The sequence below is a fragment of the Pseudomonas sp. Pseusp88 genome, assembly GCF_047303955.1.
GTDB lineage: Bacteria > Pseudomonadota > Gammaproteobacteria > Pseudomonadales > Pseudomonadaceae > Aquipseudomonas.
This window is the reverse complement of the sequence record NZ_JBGLYM010000018.1, coordinates 11,770-26,994: the sequence shown is the minus strand read 5'-3', so window position 1 is coordinate 26,994 and position 15,225 is coordinate 11,770. Positions and strand designations below refer to the sequence as shown.

General features: G+C 60.8%; 11 protein-coding genes. 3 read left to right on the top strand and 8 right to left on the bottom strand.

The window, feature by feature from the left end:
- The 4 genes from ACCD02_RS20635 to puuE all read right to left on the bottom strand — a co-directional run bounded on the left by ACCD02_RS20635 (position 1) and on the right by puuE (position 3,126).
- Positions 1–504: an ureidoglycolate lyase gene (locus ACCD02_RS20635; protein WP_413305807.1), complete on the bottom strand. Its 504-nt coding sequence runs from the start codon at positions 502–504 to the stop codon at positions 1–3.
- Between the two features lie 150 nt (positions 505–654).
- Entirely contained in the window at positions 655–1,650 is a 996-nt protein-coding gene (alc, locus tag ACCD02_RS20630; RefSeq protein WP_413305804.1) for an allantoicase, read from the bottom strand.
- 43 nt (positions 1,651–1,693) lie between these two features.
- On the bottom strand, positions 1,694–2,197 hold the full coding sequence (gene uraD / locus ACCD02_RS20625; RefSeq protein ID WP_413305801.1) for a 2-oxo-4-hydroxy-4-carboxy-5-ureidoimidazoline decarboxylase: 504 nt from the start codon (positions 2,195–2,197) through the stop codon (positions 1,694–1,696).
- Positions 2,194–3,126 (bottom strand): allantoinase PuuE, encoded by a 933-nt coding sequence (puuE, locus tag ACCD02_RS20620; RefSeq protein ID WP_413305798.1) that lies wholly within the window; start codon positions 3,124–3,126, stop codon positions 2,194–2,196. The genes uraD and puuE overlap by 4 nt, the downstream gene beginning before the upstream one ends.
- A 341-nt stretch (positions 3,127–3,467) precedes the next feature.
- Between puuE and uraH the strand changes: the two genes are divergently transcribed.
- The 3 genes from uraH (at position 3,468) to ACCD02_RS20605 (ending at position 8,882) form a co-directional block, all read left to right on the top strand.
- Positions 3,468–3,821, top strand: coding sequence for a hydroxyisourate hydrolase (uraH, locus tag ACCD02_RS20615; RefSeq protein WP_413305795.1), 354 nt, complete (start codon positions 3,468–3,470; stop codon positions 3,819–3,821).
- A 153-nt stretch (positions 3,822–3,974) separates the two neighbouring features.
- Positions 3,975–7,994 carry a dermonecrotic toxin domain-containing protein gene (locus tag ACCD02_RS20610; RefSeq protein ID WP_413305793.1) on the top strand — a complete coding sequence of 1,340 codons (4,020 nt, stop codon included), beginning with the start codon at positions 3,975–3,977 and terminating at the stop codon, positions 7,992–7,994.
- A 132-nt stretch (positions 7,995–8,126) separates the two neighbouring features.
- Complete coding sequence (locus ACCD02_RS20605) at positions 8,127–8,882, top strand: GntR family transcriptional regulator (protein WP_413305790.1); 756 nt, start codon at positions 8,127–8,129, stop codon at positions 8,880–8,882.
- A 151-nt stretch (positions 8,883–9,033) separates the two neighbouring features.
- Here the strand turns inward: ACCD02_RS20605 and guaD are convergent, their stop codons facing one another.
- Genes guaD through xdhA form a run of 4 tightly spaced genes read right to left on the bottom strand, consistent with a single transcriptional unit; the run spans position 9,034 to position 15,173 of the window.
- Entirely contained in the window at positions 9,034–10,353 is a 1,320-nt protein-coding gene (gene guaD / locus ACCD02_RS20600) for a guanine deaminase (RefSeq protein ID WP_413306074.1), read from the bottom strand.
- Between the two features lie 5 nt (positions 10,354–10,358).
- Positions 10,359–11,201 carry a xanthine dehydrogenase accessory protein XdhC gene (xdhC, locus tag ACCD02_RS20595; RefSeq protein WP_413305787.1) on the bottom strand — a complete coding sequence of 281 codons (843 nt, stop codon included), beginning with the start codon at positions 11,199–11,201 and terminating at the stop codon, positions 10,359–10,361.
- The gene (gene xdhB / locus ACCD02_RS20590) at positions 11,198–13,726 is read right to left on the bottom strand and encodes a xanthine dehydrogenase molybdopterin binding subunit (RefSeq protein ID WP_413305785.1); all 2,529 of its coding nucleotides are present in this window, start codon (positions 13,724–13,726) and stop codon (positions 11,198–11,200) included. The genes xdhC and xdhB overlap by 4 nt, the downstream gene beginning before the upstream one ends.
- Positions 13,719–15,173, bottom strand: coding sequence for a xanthine dehydrogenase small subunit (gene xdhA / locus ACCD02_RS20585; protein ID WP_413305783.1), 1,455 nt, complete (start codon positions 15,171–15,173; stop codon positions 13,719–13,721). The genes xdhB and xdhA overlap by 8 nt, the downstream gene beginning before the upstream one ends.
- Between the last annotated feature and the right edge of the window lie 52 nt (positions 15,174–15,225).

The following is a 15,225-nucleotide window of genomic DNA, read 5'->3' as shown; positions in this document are numbered from 1 at the left end:
TTAAAAGTGGGGATCAAGAACCAGCATCTGGTCCTCTTCGAAGAAATGCTCATCGCAGTTATTGCCACTGCCACTGCGATCAACCACCAGGAAGTCATCCCGCTTTTCGATCGTCAGCACCGGGTGGTGCCAGACGCCGCGATGGTAATTAACACCCTGCCTGCCATTGCTGATGAAGGCGCGGGTCAACTCTGAGTCAGGCGCATCGCCAAGTGGCGCGACCACGATCAGAAAAGGGTTGCCGAGCAGCGGCATAAAGGCCTGGCTGCCCTGCGGGTGGCGCTCGAGCATGCGCACGGTCAGCGGCATTTCCAGGGCCTCGGCGCGGAAGATGCTGATGATCGCCTTGTCGTCCGGCTGTGCGGTCTGCACCTCGGCCAGGCGATGGAAGCGCTGGGTCGAGCCGTTGTTGATCATGAAGTGGTCGCTGCCTTCGGTTTCGATGACATCACCGAACGGGGCAAAGGCTTCTTTGGTCAACGGCTCGATAATCAATGTGCGCATGCGGGGTCTTCTGTTTTCTGAGATCGTATTTGGAAACATACACAACTGTGGGACCGGCTTTAGCCGGGAAGGTATCGGTATGATCGATACACTTCTATCGCCTGCCATATTGCCTTCCCGGCTGAGGCCGGTCCCACAGAAAAAGCTTTTTTATTTTGAAACCTTGCCCAGAACGCGCAGGCGGCTTACGCCACCATCGGGAAACACATTCAGGCGGATATGGGTGATCGGGCCCAGTGCCTTGATCTGCTCGGCGAACTCGTGCTCGGCGTGCATGCTCAGTTTCTGGCTGGGCAGCAGTTCGCGCCAGAACAGGCTCTGGGTTTCGATCTGGCTGTCGGTGCCGCCTTTGACGAACGCCGCCTGGATCGAGCAGCTGTCCGGGTAGTTGCCCTTGAAGTGCAGGGTGTCGACGATGACTTTCTCCACTTCTCCGGCATGGCCCAGGGCGATGATCACCCAATCATTGCCAGGCGTGCGGCGGCGCGCAGTTTCCCAGCCGTCGCCCATGTTCACGCCACGGCCGGGGTTGAGGATATTACTCATGCTGCCGTAGTGCTCATCGGAGCAAGCCAGGGAACGACCGCCGTTGAGGGCGCTGACCAGATCGATCTGCTCATTGGCGCTCACTGCTGACCAGTCACGGTATGGCACGCCGTACACACGCAGGCGCGCTACGCCGCCGTCCGGATAGATATTGAAACGCAGGTGGCTGTAGGCCTGGCTGTCGTCGATGGCGTGATAGTGGTGGCTGTTGCCTTGCAGTTCGACCGCGGGCAGCACTTCAACCCACCGGGTATTTTCGTCCGGCTCACCCGAGGCCAGGAAGCAGGCTTCCAGGGAGGCCGATGGCGGGAAGTTGCCGGTGAAATACGAGGTGTCGATGTCCACACCCTTGATCGTGCCCGGCACGCCCAGGCGGATCACGGCGGTGTCAAACCCTTCGAAACGCTTGCGCCGCGATTCCCAGCCGTCCATCCATTTGCCGTTGTCATCAAACACGCCTTCCTTCCAGACCGCCGGGGTCGGCTGGAACAGACGGTTGGCATCGGCAAACCAGTCGTCGGTGACGGAGAGGATTTTGGTGCCGAGGCGGGCATCGGCCAGATTGACGAACTTTTCGAACGGTGCTGCGTAAACTTTCATTCTTGGGTCTGCCTTGTGATGACGGGGACGCTATCGGGTGAGCCTACAGGGCTTGCAGGCGAAATAGCGCGATCTTGTTGATTTCAGCCAGGGCGCAGGCGAACTCGGTGGCGGCTTCGTGATGAATGCGCGTTTCGAAGGCGGCGAGGATCTGATGCCGGTTGCTGCCCTTGACCGCCATGATGAACGGAAAGCCGAATTTTGCCTTGTAGGCGTCGTTGAGTTCGGTGAAGCGCTGGAATTCTTCCGGGGTGCACTCATGGATGCCCGCGCCAGCCTGTTCACCGGTACTGGCGGCGGTCAACCGGCCTTGCACGGCGGCCTTGCCGGCCAGGTCCGGGTGGGCATTGATCAGGGCCAGTTGCGCCTCATGATCAGCGCTGAGCAATACCTCGCTCATCCGTCCATGCAGGGCCTCCACGGTGTCCAGCGGGGTATCGTGGTAGCGGTCCCAGGTGGTTGCCGCAACCCAGGGCGAATGCTCGTAGATATCGGCGAGGGCGCGAACAAACTCCTCGCGGTTCGATGGCGTGGGCAAACCGCTCATTGCCCGGCCTCCGTTGCCTGGTAAGGATGCTCGCTGTGCCAGTGCCGGGCGATATCGACGCGGCGGGCGAACCACACCTGTTCGTGGCCTTTGGCATATTCGATGAAACGCTTGAGAGCGGCCAGGCGTGCCGGGCGGCCGATCAGGCGACAGTGCAGGCCGATGGAAAGCATCTTCGGCGCTTCGCGGCCTTCTTCGTAGAGCACGTCGAAGGCGTCCTTGAGGTAGTGGAAAAATTGCTCGCCGTTATTGAAGCCCTGCACCTGGGTAAAGCGCATGTCGTTGGTGTCCAGCGTGTAGGGGATCACCAGATGAGGCTTGCCGGTAGGGTTGTTCGGTTCCCAGTAGGGCAGGTCGTCGTCATAGGTATCGCAGTCGTAGAGAAATCCGCCTTCCTCCATCACCAGGCGCCGGGTGTTGGGTCCGGTGCGGCCGGTGTACCAACCCAGTGGCCGTTCGCCGCTGATCTCGGTGAGGATGCGGATGGCTTCGAGCATATGCGCGCGCTCCTGAGCCTCATCCATGTACTGATAGTCGATCCAGCGATAGCCGTGGCTGCAGATCTCGTGGCCCTGGGCAACCATCGCGCGGATCACGTCCGGGTGACGCTGGGCGGCCATGGCCACGGCGAAGATGGTCAGGGGAATGTCGAACGCCTTGAACAGCTTGAGGATGCGCCAGACTCCGGCGCGGCTGCCGTATTCGTAGAGCGATTCCATGCTCATGTTGCGAGCGCCCTGCAACGGTTGGGCGGCGACCATCTCGGACAGGAAAGCTTCGGATTCCTTGTCGCCGTGGAGGATATTGCGCTCGCCGCCTTCTTCGTAATTGAGCACGAACGACAACGCAATACGGGCATTGCCCGGCCAGTGTGGATGGGGCGGGTTACTGCTGTAACCGATCAGGTCGCGTGGGTAGTCGGTGCTCACTACAATTGTCCTTGCAAGGCGGGTGGCGGCGGGCATTGCCGCAAATTGTATACAATGTTTGTTGCAGTTCGTAAGCCCATGGATGAAAACGCCATGGTCAAAGGTCATGCAATAAACTTGCCCAGTCGGTCAGGTTAACGCTAAAAACTCTAATGCTTTCCTGAATGTGCCGTTGATCGCGGGTTTGTTGGTCGTTCGGGGTTTCATGCCAGGAGGGTTACGGGATTTATTGTGTACAGTTTTTCCATTAAATGGCTTACTCGTGCATCTTTGCGGTTTTCCTGCACCTTCAAGGTGCGTGACCTCACTATCTTCCACCGCCACAGGAGCGTTGATACGCCATGGGACGATTGACCACACACGTACTGGACTCGGCCTACGGTCGTCCGGGCAGCAATATAACTGTCGAACTGTACCGGGTCGCGGGCACTCAGCTGGAACTGCTTGCCAGCATCCTGACTAATAGCGATGGCCGCTGCGATACCCCCCTGCTGCAAGGCGAGGCCTGGTGCTCCGGGGTCTACCAGTTGCACTTTCATGTCGGTGATTACTACCGCGGGCGCGGTGTCGACCTGCTCGATCCGGCTTTCCTCGACGTGGTGACGCTGCGCTTCGGCATTGACGCCGATCAGGAGCATTACCATGTTCCACTGCTAGTCTCGCCCTACAGCTATTCGACCTATCGCGGCAGTTGAGCTGTCGCGCCAGGCCCCGCTGCTACTCTTGCCTGCCCACACTGCAGGCTTTTTTATGGGCAGTAAAAAAAGTGGCCGCTGTACATAGTTAGTCCCTTTTCCCACAGCTCTTTCGGGAAGCTCCAGCCATCTGAATCAATGGAGCTGCACCCGATGGACGATTCACAAACAACCCTTAATGATCTGCTGACTCTGGGCAGTCTGTCTCCGGCGTTCCCCCAAAGCCTGCTGCAGGAAAACATCGCTGACCTTGAGCGGCGCATCCTGGCCTGGGTCGGCCAGGAGTGTGAACACGTTACCCGACTGGCGGGCTACCAGCTTTGGGACGGCAAGCTCAAGGCCGCTGCTGCAGCGGCACAGGCCATCACCGATACTTTTCATGAGCGTGTGACGCCTCTGGAAAGCGATTTTCTGCTCAAGCACCAGGCTTCGCTGATCAGGTTGCGTCAGCAGGGGCTGCTGGCCGAAGCGCAGTTGCAGGTCTTTGAGGGGCGGCTGGACAATGCCGACCTGCAACGACTCAAGCAGGCGCTGGAGATGGTGGCTAACGTCGAGCAGCGGGCTGATACGGTCTATCTGGACCTGTGCATCGCCGATAGCGACCTGCCCATCGAATTGAGCGGGGTGCTGATTGTCACCACGGCGCAAGCCGCCAGCACGCCGGCCATCGAAGACCCTGCGCTGTTGTATGTTCCCGGCAGCGGTGGCGGCCTGCACAAGTTCGAGTCGCTGCAAGTCCTCAAGGAGCGCGTGAGCCTGACCCTGTGCAGTGGCCTGGAAACGCCGCTATGGCGCCACGTCTCGCCGCCCGTGAGGATGCGGGCGATGAGCGGCAAGGTGCAGTTGCTCACACGCGCCATTACCGGCCGCCCGCTCGGCCATGGCGTGCAGGCGCAGGTCAGGCAACTGGAAGCTTCCTTTCAGGCCGGCCAGTCCGGGGAGCGCTTTTACCCTGAGATCGACAGCCGGGACGACACCCTGATCCGCCTGTATCGCGACATGGCCGACAACCTGGCGGTGCCGCTCAACGAAGTACGCGACCAGGCCATCGACCATATCGCCGAACAGCAGCGTACGATGGAGTTGGCGGCAACTCTGCCCGACTGGTTGATCAAGGCGCCGAACGATGTCCGTGTCGAGTACGTCGACATGCTCAAGGAATATCGTGCTGCCGCCGTGCTGCTGGAAACCCATTTGCAGCAGGTGCTGCCTGCATACGAGGATTTTGCCGGGCAATGCGTGGCCAGGCGGATCAGGCAGGACCTGAAGCTGGAGCTGGATCCCGCACAGCTGATCATCGAGTTGCCCAAGGAGGTGCGTCACGATATCGATATCGCCCCCGAGACTCCGCGCCCGTTCAGTTTCTGGCAACCGTCCAACACCTGGGTGACGCAGAGCCTGGCGCAACTGGCCTGCTACAACCTTGATCCGGACGATGTGGCGACCCAGGCACTGTGGTCCTTTGCCAGAATCAGCTACCCGCCGGCACCGCAGATGCCCGGATTACACGTCATCAGCGGAGCCTATCTGCGCGGCATCATTCCCGCTCTGGACGTCACGCAAAACTACCGTCGCTTGCTGCAAGAGGTGTTCGGAGCGCGCTCGAGCAGGACGGCCGCCCACGCAGAAATGAAACTCAAGCCTTTCGAGCTGGAAATCATCCTCAACGGTTTCACTGCCCGCCACCGTCGCCTGCTGACGGACGCCGGTTACAACCTGTTGCAGCAAGCAGCGCGCGCGCGATCAGTCAGTGAACTCAATCGCGCCGGGATCTTTACCGATTGGCTGGTTTTCAAGCCGGGGCAGGCGCTCAGTGGCGAGCGTAGTGAGACGACGCTGCAAGGGCTGTGTGCCATCCGCCACCCAGGCAGCAGCAAGGTGCTGGTCTACCTGCCCGGCGTGCCGGATGGCAATTGCCTGATCGAGGCCAATAGCCTCGACGAAGCCCGCGAGTATCTGATTCAAAGCCTGTTGCGCGTGCCGTCGCGGATTGCCTGGCTGGCGTCGCGAGTGGACGACGCGGTTGATCGAGAGCGTCACGAGCAATACATCAACGAAGCCCTGCGCCGAAAATTTGCCGGATTTATCGCCTTCGTACCGGCCGTGGATCTACTGCCCCGGGAGCATCAGTTCAATTTCCGTGAGTGGCTGCACTATCAGCAGACTCGCCTGCAGGGGCGTACCAACCAGGAGCTTGGCCTTGAGCGCGAGCGCCAGCGCAGCCGGATCTACCTGATGTTCCTCAAGGCAGGGTTGGCATTCCTGCCGGGTCTGGGCGTGATATTCAGCATCAAGGACGGCTGGGACGATGGCCATGCTTCGGCTGACGCTTTGCGGGGCGGTGAGGTCGGGGAGGCTGTATTGATGGCCGGCAGCACCTTGCTGAGCGTGGCTGATGTACTGCTATCGGTGGTTCCCGGACTGGCTGGCGTCGCTGCACTGGCCCGCACGGCCCGTCAGGCGACCCGCGTCAGGCAGGCGGCCCGGCTGTTGGGCGCGCTGCCGTCGGCCTCGCGCAAGCCTTATGTGATCAAGCCGTTTGCCGGCTATGAAATCGATCTGTCCCGGGCCGGTGCTGTACCCCTGGGTGGTCGAGATAGCGGGGTCTGGAGCAAGGATGGCAAGTGGTTCATCTATCGACAGGACAAGGCCAGTGAGGTCTATCGACGCCCCGGCGAGCAGACTCTGCGCCTGAAGAAAACCGCTACCCAGGGCTACGAGCCGCCGGTAAGAATGGTCGATGGGCAATGGGTCTATCACACCGACGTCGGTCTTAAAGGTGGGGTGCGTTCATGGATTGCCGAGGTCTTGATCAGCCAAAGCGGCACGTCGCGGCAGGATGCCCGCAGGCTGCTCGATCAGTTTGATTTTCCCGGGCATGAGCAGTTGCGCATGGAACTGGATGTCGCATGGTTCTATCAGTCGCACCGGACCACACCGTCCTGGGCCGAGCGCTATCGACGCCCGGCCGTCAGCGAGGCGGGACCGTCGACATCGTCACCCGGCGGGACCCGGCGCAGCCCCGCTGAAGCCGGGCAAAGCGAAACCCGTTCAGGTCCTGAACAGCCGGTTACCGGACCTTTGCGCCTGCCGACAGGCTTCGACAATTGGCAGGGCTGGGCCTTGCCATCCACCGAAGCGAGCGTATTGGACCAGATCAGCTTTACCCCACCGATTTTCCGCTATAACCGTGCGCCGGATCTGGATGCCGTGCGTGTCGACAGCAAGTATTTCGCAATAATGCCCAGGGACGCTGGCGAAAAGGGAATGCATGCCCTGATTCACAATCGGCAGACACCTTGTGGCACCTTTACACAGTTGAGCGAGATGCTGCACCGCAACATCTTCGACCAGCCGAGGTTGGTCAATTTTGATCAGGGGCCGGCGCAATGGCGGATGGTGGGGATACTGTTCAACCAGCCGATTGAAAACATGATCGAAGCGAGTCGCCCTGGCTTTACCCGCTTCTCGCAGCGGGTCCTGGCAGAGAAACTGTACCAGTTGTCCCAGCCCGGTTCGTCGCAGGTGACGGCGAACCGTTTGTTGGTGATGAACGCCACGCTCAAGGCCTGGGAACATGGCGGCCAGGCTCCGTTACCGACCCTCAATGATCCGTTGCTGATGCTCAGCGGCGCTCGCCACGTAAGCAATGCCGATGGTTCGCAGTTCTGGCGGGTCGGTGTGGAGAGTGCACGAGAGCCGTTCCAGCGCCTGGACTTTTCCGCTCGCGATCCGATGATTGCCGCGCATCTCTATGATTTGACCGTTGATCCCGGTACCCACGGCTTGAGAACCCTGAGGGCCCTGATGGCGCGGGTACTGAACCTCAATGGCTATGAAGTGCTCGGCCAGAAATTGCTCTGGCGGCAACGCAGTTTCATAGTGTTTCGTCGCCGGGGGCAGGAAGAGGTCTATCTGCTCAACCTTCGCCAGAGTCGGCATTCGATCGTTGAGTCACCGCCTGGCGAGGTAATAGCTCACGATCAGTTTCTCGATCCATGGCTGGCCTCATCCATTCTGGGAGAGCCCAATGATCCCGTCGTAGTGGCTTTGCGCCAAGCCCATGGCAACGGCAAGTTGGTGTTGCTGGTCGGCGGCATCAATGTCAACGAGCTGGAGCTGGGCGGTACGCAGATCTTCATCATGCGCCTGGCCAATAACATCAACGGCTGACCAAAGCCTGTGCAACGCGGCGGTGGATCAACACTGTCGCGATGTTCTGTCGCTACGTCTGTGTACAATGTTTCGATACAATGTGGCCGGTCTTCTGGCTGCAATTGCCTGACTCTATCTCTCCGAGTGCCCATGAACGAATCGTCGACTCCTCTCAAAAAACAGCCGCGTTCGACCAGGATCGTGCGCAGCGGTACCCAGGACGATATGGTCTACACCTATGTTTTCGAGGCGATTCTTGAGCAGCGTCTGGCTCCGGGTACCAAGTTGAGCGAGGAGGCCCTGGGCGAGATTTTCGGTGTCAGCCGCACCATCATTCGCCGCGCCCTGTCACGCCTGGGTCATGAGGGTGTGGTGTTGTTGCGGCCCAATCGCGGCGCGGTGGTTGCCAGCCCCAGTGTCGAGGAGGCGCGCCAGGTGTTTTTCGCCCGGCGCATGGTGGAGAAAGCCATTACCGAGCTGGCAGTGCAGCACGCCACTGCGGAACAATTGACGCAGCTGCGGCAGATGGTCAGCGATGAACGCGACAGCTTCTCTCAGGGCGACCGGGGCGCGGGTATTCGTCTGTCAGGCGAGTTCCACCTGCAACTGGCGGTCGCGGCGCGCAATGCGCCACTGATCAGCTTCCAGCGTAGCCTGGTATCGCAGACGTCCCTGATCATTGCCCAATACGAAACCGGCAACCGCACTCATTGCTCCTGGGATGAGCATGCGCAGTTGATCGACGCCATCGAAGCCCGCGATGCGAAGAAGGCGGTGGAGTTGATGATGCATCACATGGACCATATCGACAGCAAGCTCAACCTCGACGACGACAGCGCCTCGGATGATTTGCATGCGGTGTTTTCGCATTTGATGTTGGCCAAGAAAAAGCCGCGTTCGGCCTGAAGTCATGTGGGAACCAATTCTAGGGAAGCGAATGCTGTGGGAGCGAATTCATTCGCGAAGAGGCCAGTCCATCCTGCGCATTAGCATGGTCTGAAATACCGCATTCGCGAATGAATTCGCTCCCACAATTTGCCACCCCACCAAAACCGCTCTAATCCCTGCTGTGCACGAGTCGCCCCGCCGAATACGTCTGGCTCACCGTCCGGTCATCCCCCAGGGTCATCAGCACAAACAGGATTTCGGCAATGTCCCTGGCCTGTTTCAGGCGATAGGACAGCAGCGGCGTGGCGTGATAGTCCAGCACCACGAAGTCCGCTTCGTTGCCCGGTCGCAGGCTGCCGATACGGTCGTCCAGGCGCAGCGCCCGGGCGCCACCGAGGGTCGCCAGGTACAAGGATTTGAACGGGTTGAGCCTGGCACCCTGCAGTTGCATCACTTTGTAGGCTTCGTTCAGGGTCTGCAGGATCGAGAAGCTGGTACCGCCACCAACATCGGTGCCGAGGCCGACATTGACCTTGTGCCGCTCGGACATGGGCAGGTTGAACAGGCCGCTGCCGAGGAACAGGTTCGAGGTCGGGCAGAAGGCGATGGCCGAGCCGGTCTCGCCCAGGCGCGCGCATTCGGCATCACACAGGTGTACGCCATGGGCGAACACCGAGCGTTCGCCCAGCAGCTTGAAGTGGTCATACACGTCCAGGTAGCCGCTGCGCTCGGGAAACAGCGCCTTGACCCATTCGACTTCCTGCAGGTTCTCGCTGATATGGGTCTGCATATACAGATCGGGATACTCACCCAGCAGTTGCCCGGCCAGCGCCAGTTGCGCAGGCGTACTGGTCGGCGCGAAGCGTGGCGTAACGGCGTAGTGCAGGCGACCCTTTCCGTGCCAGCGTTCGATCAGCGCCTTGCTGTCGGCATAGCCTGATTCAGCCGTGTCGATAAGGTCCTGCGGGGCGTTGCGATCCATCATCACCTTGCCCGCGATCATCCTCAGGTCGAGCTTCTGCGCGACCTGAAAGAACGCTTCCACCGATTCCTTGTGCACGCTGCCGAATACCAGCGCGGTGGTGGTGCCGTTGCGCAGCAGTTCCTTGACGAAAATATCCGCCACTTCGGCGGCATGGGCCGGGTCGGCGAACTGTTTTTCGCAGGGGAAAGTGTAGGTATTGAGCCAGTCCAGCAACTGCTCGCCATAGGCACCGATCATGCCGGTCTGGGGCAGATGGATATGGGTATCGATAAAGCCGGGGGTGATCAGGGCGTCGGGATATTCGATCAGCTCGACGTCGACTTCCAGGCCGCCCACCAGATCGGCGGCATGGCCGATGGCGACGATATGACCGTTCTCAACCAATAGCAGGCCATCAGCAAAGTACTCATAGGAGTCTTCGATACCCACTTGCGCAGGGTCGGCGATGCTGTGCAGGAGGGCGGCGCGGTAGGCGGTTTTCTTCTGGTTTGGCGTAGGTGGCATAGAACTCATCGAGGTCCCTGGCTGCGGCGCGAGACCGGCAATAGTTGCGCGACCGGTTCTTGTCCGGCGCTGGTTTTGCCAAAGCTGGCGTTATAGGTGGCGATGACTTCGGCGGCGATGGACACGGCAATCTCTATCGGCAGCTTGCCCTTGACCTCGGCCAGCCCCATGGGGCAGCGCATGCGTTGCAGCAGGGCGGGTTCATAGCCACGCTCACGCAGGCGATGTTCGAACTTGACCCGCTTGGTCTTCGAGCCGATCAGGCCGAAATAGCCAAAGTCGCCGCGCTTGAGAATGGCGGCCGTCAGTTCGAGATCAAGCTGATGGTTGTGGGTCATGACGATGCAGTAACTGCCCACGGGCAATTCGGCAACTTTGTCCAATGGCTCTTCGCTGACGATTTTCATCACCCCGGCGGGCAGGGTGTCGGGGAACTCGTTTTCCCGGGAGTCTATCCAGCGTACCCGGCACGGCAGGCTGGCCAGCAAGGGCACGAGAGCCCGGCCGACATGCCCGGCACCGAACACGGCTATCTGCGCCTTGGGCTGGCCCATGGGTTCGAACAGCAGCACATTGACCCCGCCGCAGCACTGACCGAGGCTGGCGCCGAGACTGAAGCGCTCCAGACGCGTGCCCTGGCTGCCGCTGGCGAGCATGTCCCGGGCGATTTCCATGGCCTTGTATTCCAGATGGCCACCGCCGATGGTGTCGTAGATTTTCCCGGCGCTGACCACCATCTTCGAACCAGCGTTACGCGGAGTAGAGCCACGCTCTTCGATGATGGTCACCAGGATGCAGGGCTCGTCCCGGGTTTGCAGCTCGGCGAGGGCGCTGATCCAGTTATTCATGGCAGTCTCCCCTCGCTTTCCTGTGGGAGCGAATTCTGTGGGAGCGAATTCTGTGGGAGCGAATTCATTCGCGAAGAGGCCGGTGCATTCGACGCGATTTCGTCGCATGGAACATCGCTTTCGCGGATGAATCCGCTCCCACAATATGCTTGCGCCTTGATTGCTTTGCTGTGGTTGAACTCGCGCATCTGTTCGCATCCCCATAACACCCGCTCCGGGGTGGCCGGGGCATCGATGCGCGGTTGCTGGCGGTAGTCGCCGAGGCTGGCCACCGCGTCCTTGATCGCGCACCAGGCGGCAATGCCGAGCATGAACGGCGGTTCACCCACGGCCTTGGAATGAAATACGGTATCTTCCGGGTTCTTGCGCTTTTCCACCAGCTTGACCCGCAGGTCCAGAGGCAAATCGGCCACGGCGGGGATCTTGTAGCTGGCCGGGCCCGAGGTCATCAGCTTGCCCTTGTCGTTCCACACCAGCTCCTCACAGGTCAGCCAGCCCGCGCCCTGGATGTAACCGCCTTCGACCTGGCCGATATCGATGGCCGGGTTCAGCGAGGCGCCGACGTCATGCAGGATATCGGTGCGCAGCATCTTGTATTCGCCGGTCAGGGTATCGACGATGACCTCGGCACAGGCCGCACCAAAGGCGAAGTAATAGAAGGGCCGACCCCGCGCCTGGCTGCGGTCGTAGAAGATCTTCGGCGTCTTGTAATAACCGGTGCTCGACAGCGATACCTGGCCCATCCACGCCTGTTGAGCCAATTGCGCGAAGCTCAGCAGGTGTTCGCCGACGCGGACATGGCCGTTGCGAAAATCTACGGCGGACTCGGGGACGTCATAGTGCCGCGCGGCAAATTCCACCAGGCGTTGCTTGAGGATTTCTGCGGCGTTCTGCGCGGCCTTGCCGTTCAGGTCGGTGCCGCTGGAGGCCGCCGTAGGCGAGGTATTGGGCACCTTGTCGGTATTGGTCGCGGTGATCTGGATGCGCCCTATATCGACCTGGAAGACCTCGGCCACCACCTGAGCGACCTTGGTATTGAGACCCTGGCCCATCTCCGTGCCGCCGTGATTCAGGTGGATGCTGCCGTCGGTGTAGATATGGATCAGCGCGCCGGCCTGGTTGAGGAAGCTGGCGGTAAAGGAGATGCCGAATTTCACGGGGGTCAGGGCCAGGCCCTTTTTCAGAATCGGGCTGGCGGCGTTGAATATGCGGATCGCTTCACGGCGCTCGGCATAGTCGCAGCTGGCTTCCAGCTCGGCGGTCATTTCATCGAGCAGGTTGTGTTCGACGGTCTGGTAATAGTGGGTGACATTGCGCTCGTCCTGGCCGTAGTAATTGCGCTTGCGCACGGCCAGCGGGTCAGCCCCCAGGTAGCGGGCGATGCTGTCCATCACCTCTTCGATGGCGACCATGCCTTGCGGGCCGCCAAAGCCGCGGTAAGCGGTGTTGGACGCCGTGTGGGTCTTGCAGCGATGACCGTTGACGGTGGCGTCGCCCAGGTAATAGGCGTTGTCGGCATGGAACATGGCGCGGTCGACGATGGAGGCCGACAGGTCCGGCGAATAGCCGCAATTACCGGCCAGATCCAGCTGGATGCCGTGCAGGCGGCCGGTGTCGTCGAAACCCACGTCGTATTCGATATAGAAGGGGTGGCGCTTGCCGGTCATGAGCATGTCTTCGACCCGGGGCAGGCGCATCTTGGTCGGCTGGCCAGTCAGGTGCGCGATCACCGCGCACAGGCAGGCCGGGCTGGCGGCCTGGGTCTCCTTGCCGCCGAAACCGCCGCCCATGCGCCGCATATCGACGACGATACGGCTCATCGGCACGTCAAGAACTTCGGCCACCAGTTTCTGGATTTCCGTAGGGTTCTGGGTCGAGCAGTAAACGATCATGCCGCCATCTTCGCTGGGCATGACCGAAGACACCTGGGTCTCCAGATAAAAGTGTTCCTGGCCGCCGATATGCAGACTGCCTTGCAGACGGTGGGGCGCCAGCGTCAGGGCGACAGCGGAGTCGCCGCGCTTGTGGGTGTGGCTGTCGAGGACGAAATGTTTCTTGCGCAGGGCTTCGACCACATCCAGTACAGGTTCCAGGTCTTCGTATTCGATCAGCGCCGCCATGGCCGCCTGGCGGGCGATTTCCAGGCTGCTGGCGGCAACGGCCAGAACCGGTTGGCCGACGAATTCCACGGTGTCGATGGCCAGTAACGGATCGCCGGGCAGCAGCGGACCGATGTCCTTGAGGCCGGGAATGTCCTCGTGGGTGATAACGATACGTACACCGTCGAAGGCCAGGCAGGGTGTCGTGTCGATACTGATGATTCGCGCATGGGCGCGGTCGGACAGGCGCGCATAGACGTGCAGCTGGTTGGGAAACTCCAGACGGTCGTCGATATAAACCGCCTCGCCGGACACATGCTTGTCGGCGCTGTCGTGCCTGACGCTGCGGCCGACGCCGGTAGTCAGGTCCTGGCGAAACAGTTCGGCCAGTTCGGCCTGGGTTTTCTGTGGAGCGTGATTAGACATAAGCAGTCACCCGCGTCTGGATATGGGGCGTTTGCAGTTCGATAAAGGCCTTGCGCAGCAGGTTGCGCGCGGTAAGCAGGCGGTATTCCTTGCTGGCGCGGAAATCCGACAGCGGCGTGAAATCTTCGCCAAGGGCGGCGCAGGCACGCTCAAGCGTTACGCTATCCCAAGGGGCCCCGATCAGCGCCTGTTCGCAGGCGGCAGCACGCTTGGCAATCGCCGCCATCCCGCCAAAGGCCACGCGGGCATCAACGACCATGCCGTTGTCGATCTCCAGGCGCAGGGCCGCGCAGACGGCGGAAATATCGTCATCCAGGCGTTTTGATACCTTGTAGGCGCGGAACAGCTGTCGGGCGTCAGCCCTGGGCACAATGATGCTCTCGATGAATTCCCCCGGCTGGCGAGCGGTGACCCGGTAATCGATGAAGTAATCCTCAAGTGCCAGCGTGCGGCGATTGTCGCCCTGGCGCAGGACCAACTGTGCGCCAAGGGCGATCAGCAGCGGTGGGGTATCGCCGATGGGCGAGGCGTTGCCGATATTGCCGCCCAAGGTGCCCTGGTTGCGGATTTGCAACGAGGCGAAGCGCTGCAATAGCTCGCCGAAGTCCGGGTACTCGGCGGCCAGAGCGGCGTGGCAATCAGTCAAGGGTGTGGCCGCGCCGATTTCCAGGCGATCGTCGAAGTGCTGGATACCTTTGAGGCCGGCGACGTTGCCGACATAAATCATCACCGGCAGTTCGCGATGCAACTGGGTCACTTCCAGTGCCAGGTCAGTACCGCCAGCCAGTAGTCGGGCCTCTGGATACTGTTCATAAAGGCTGGCCAGCTCGGTCACAGTGGAAGGCATCAGGCAACGCTTGTTGCCGTCGCTCAGCTCGAGGTGCTGTTGCGGGGCGATGGCACGCAGGCGGGTGATGGTTTCCTGTTCGCGCTGATCGAAGGGGTCGGGCTGGCGCTGGCTGCAGGCCTGCTCGGCGGCGGCAAGAATCGGCCGGTAGCCGGTGCAACGACACAGATTGCCCGCCAGGGCTTCATGGGCCTGATGGCTGTCGGCGCCGCTGCTGTTCTTTTGCAGGGCAAACAGTGACATGACAAAACCCGGCGTACAGAAGCCGCACTGCGAACCGTGGCAGTCGACCATGGCTTGCTGCACGCTGTGCAGGCGGCCCTGATGTTTGAGGTCCTCGACACTGATCAGTTGTTTGCCGTGCAGCGAGGCGACAAAGGTCAGGCAGGAGTTGAGGCTGCGGTAGCGCAAACGGTCCCGGCCGTTTTCATCGGTTTCCAGTTCGCCGACCACCACCGTGCAGGCGCCGCAGTCGCCGCTGGCGCAGCCTTCCTTGGTGCCGGTCTTGTGCAAATGCTCACGCAGGTAATTGAGCACCGTCATATTCGGGTCCAGTACCTGCTCGGTCTGCAGGGTCTGGTTGAGAAGAAACTGGATCACGGCGCCGCGCCTCTATCTTTTGTAAACGAACGTGTCGATGAATCTATCAGCT

Excerpts from the sequence above, each read along its gene's own strand:
- ACCD02_RS20635 (WP_413305807.1), bottom strand. The coding sequence starts at position 504 with ATGCGCACATTGATTATCGAGCCGTTGACCAAAGAAGCCTTTGCCCCG.
- alc (WP_413305804.1), bottom strand. The coding sequence starts at position 1,650 with ATGAAAGTTTACGCAGCACCGTTCGAAAAGTTCGTCAATCTGGCCGAT.
- uraD (WP_413305801.1), bottom strand. The coding sequence starts at position 2,197 with ATGAGCGGTTTGCCCACGCCATCGAACCGCGAGGAGTTTGTTCGCGCC.
- uraH (WP_413305795.1), top strand. The coding sequence starts at position 3,468 with ATGGGACGATTGACCACACACGTACTGGACTCGGCCTACGGTCGTCCG.
- ACCD02_RS20610 (WP_413305793.1), top strand. The coding sequence starts at position 3,975 with ATGGACGATTCACAAACAACCCTTAATGATCTGCTGACTCTGGGCAGT.
- ACCD02_RS20605 (WP_413305790.1), top strand. The coding sequence starts at position 8,127 with ATGAACGAATCGTCGACTCCTCTCAAAAAACAGCCGCGTTCGACCAGG.
- guaD (WP_413306074.1), bottom strand. The coding sequence starts at position 10,353 with ATGCCACCTACGCCAAACCAGAAGAAAACCGCCTACCGCGCCGCCCTC.
- xdhC (WP_413305787.1), bottom strand. The coding sequence starts at position 11,201 with ATGAATAACTGGATCAGCGCCCTCGCCGAGCTGCAAACCCGGGACGAG.
- xdhB (WP_413305785.1), bottom strand. The coding sequence starts at position 13,726 with ATGTCTAATCACGCTCCACAGAAAACCCAGGCCGAACTGGCCGAACTG.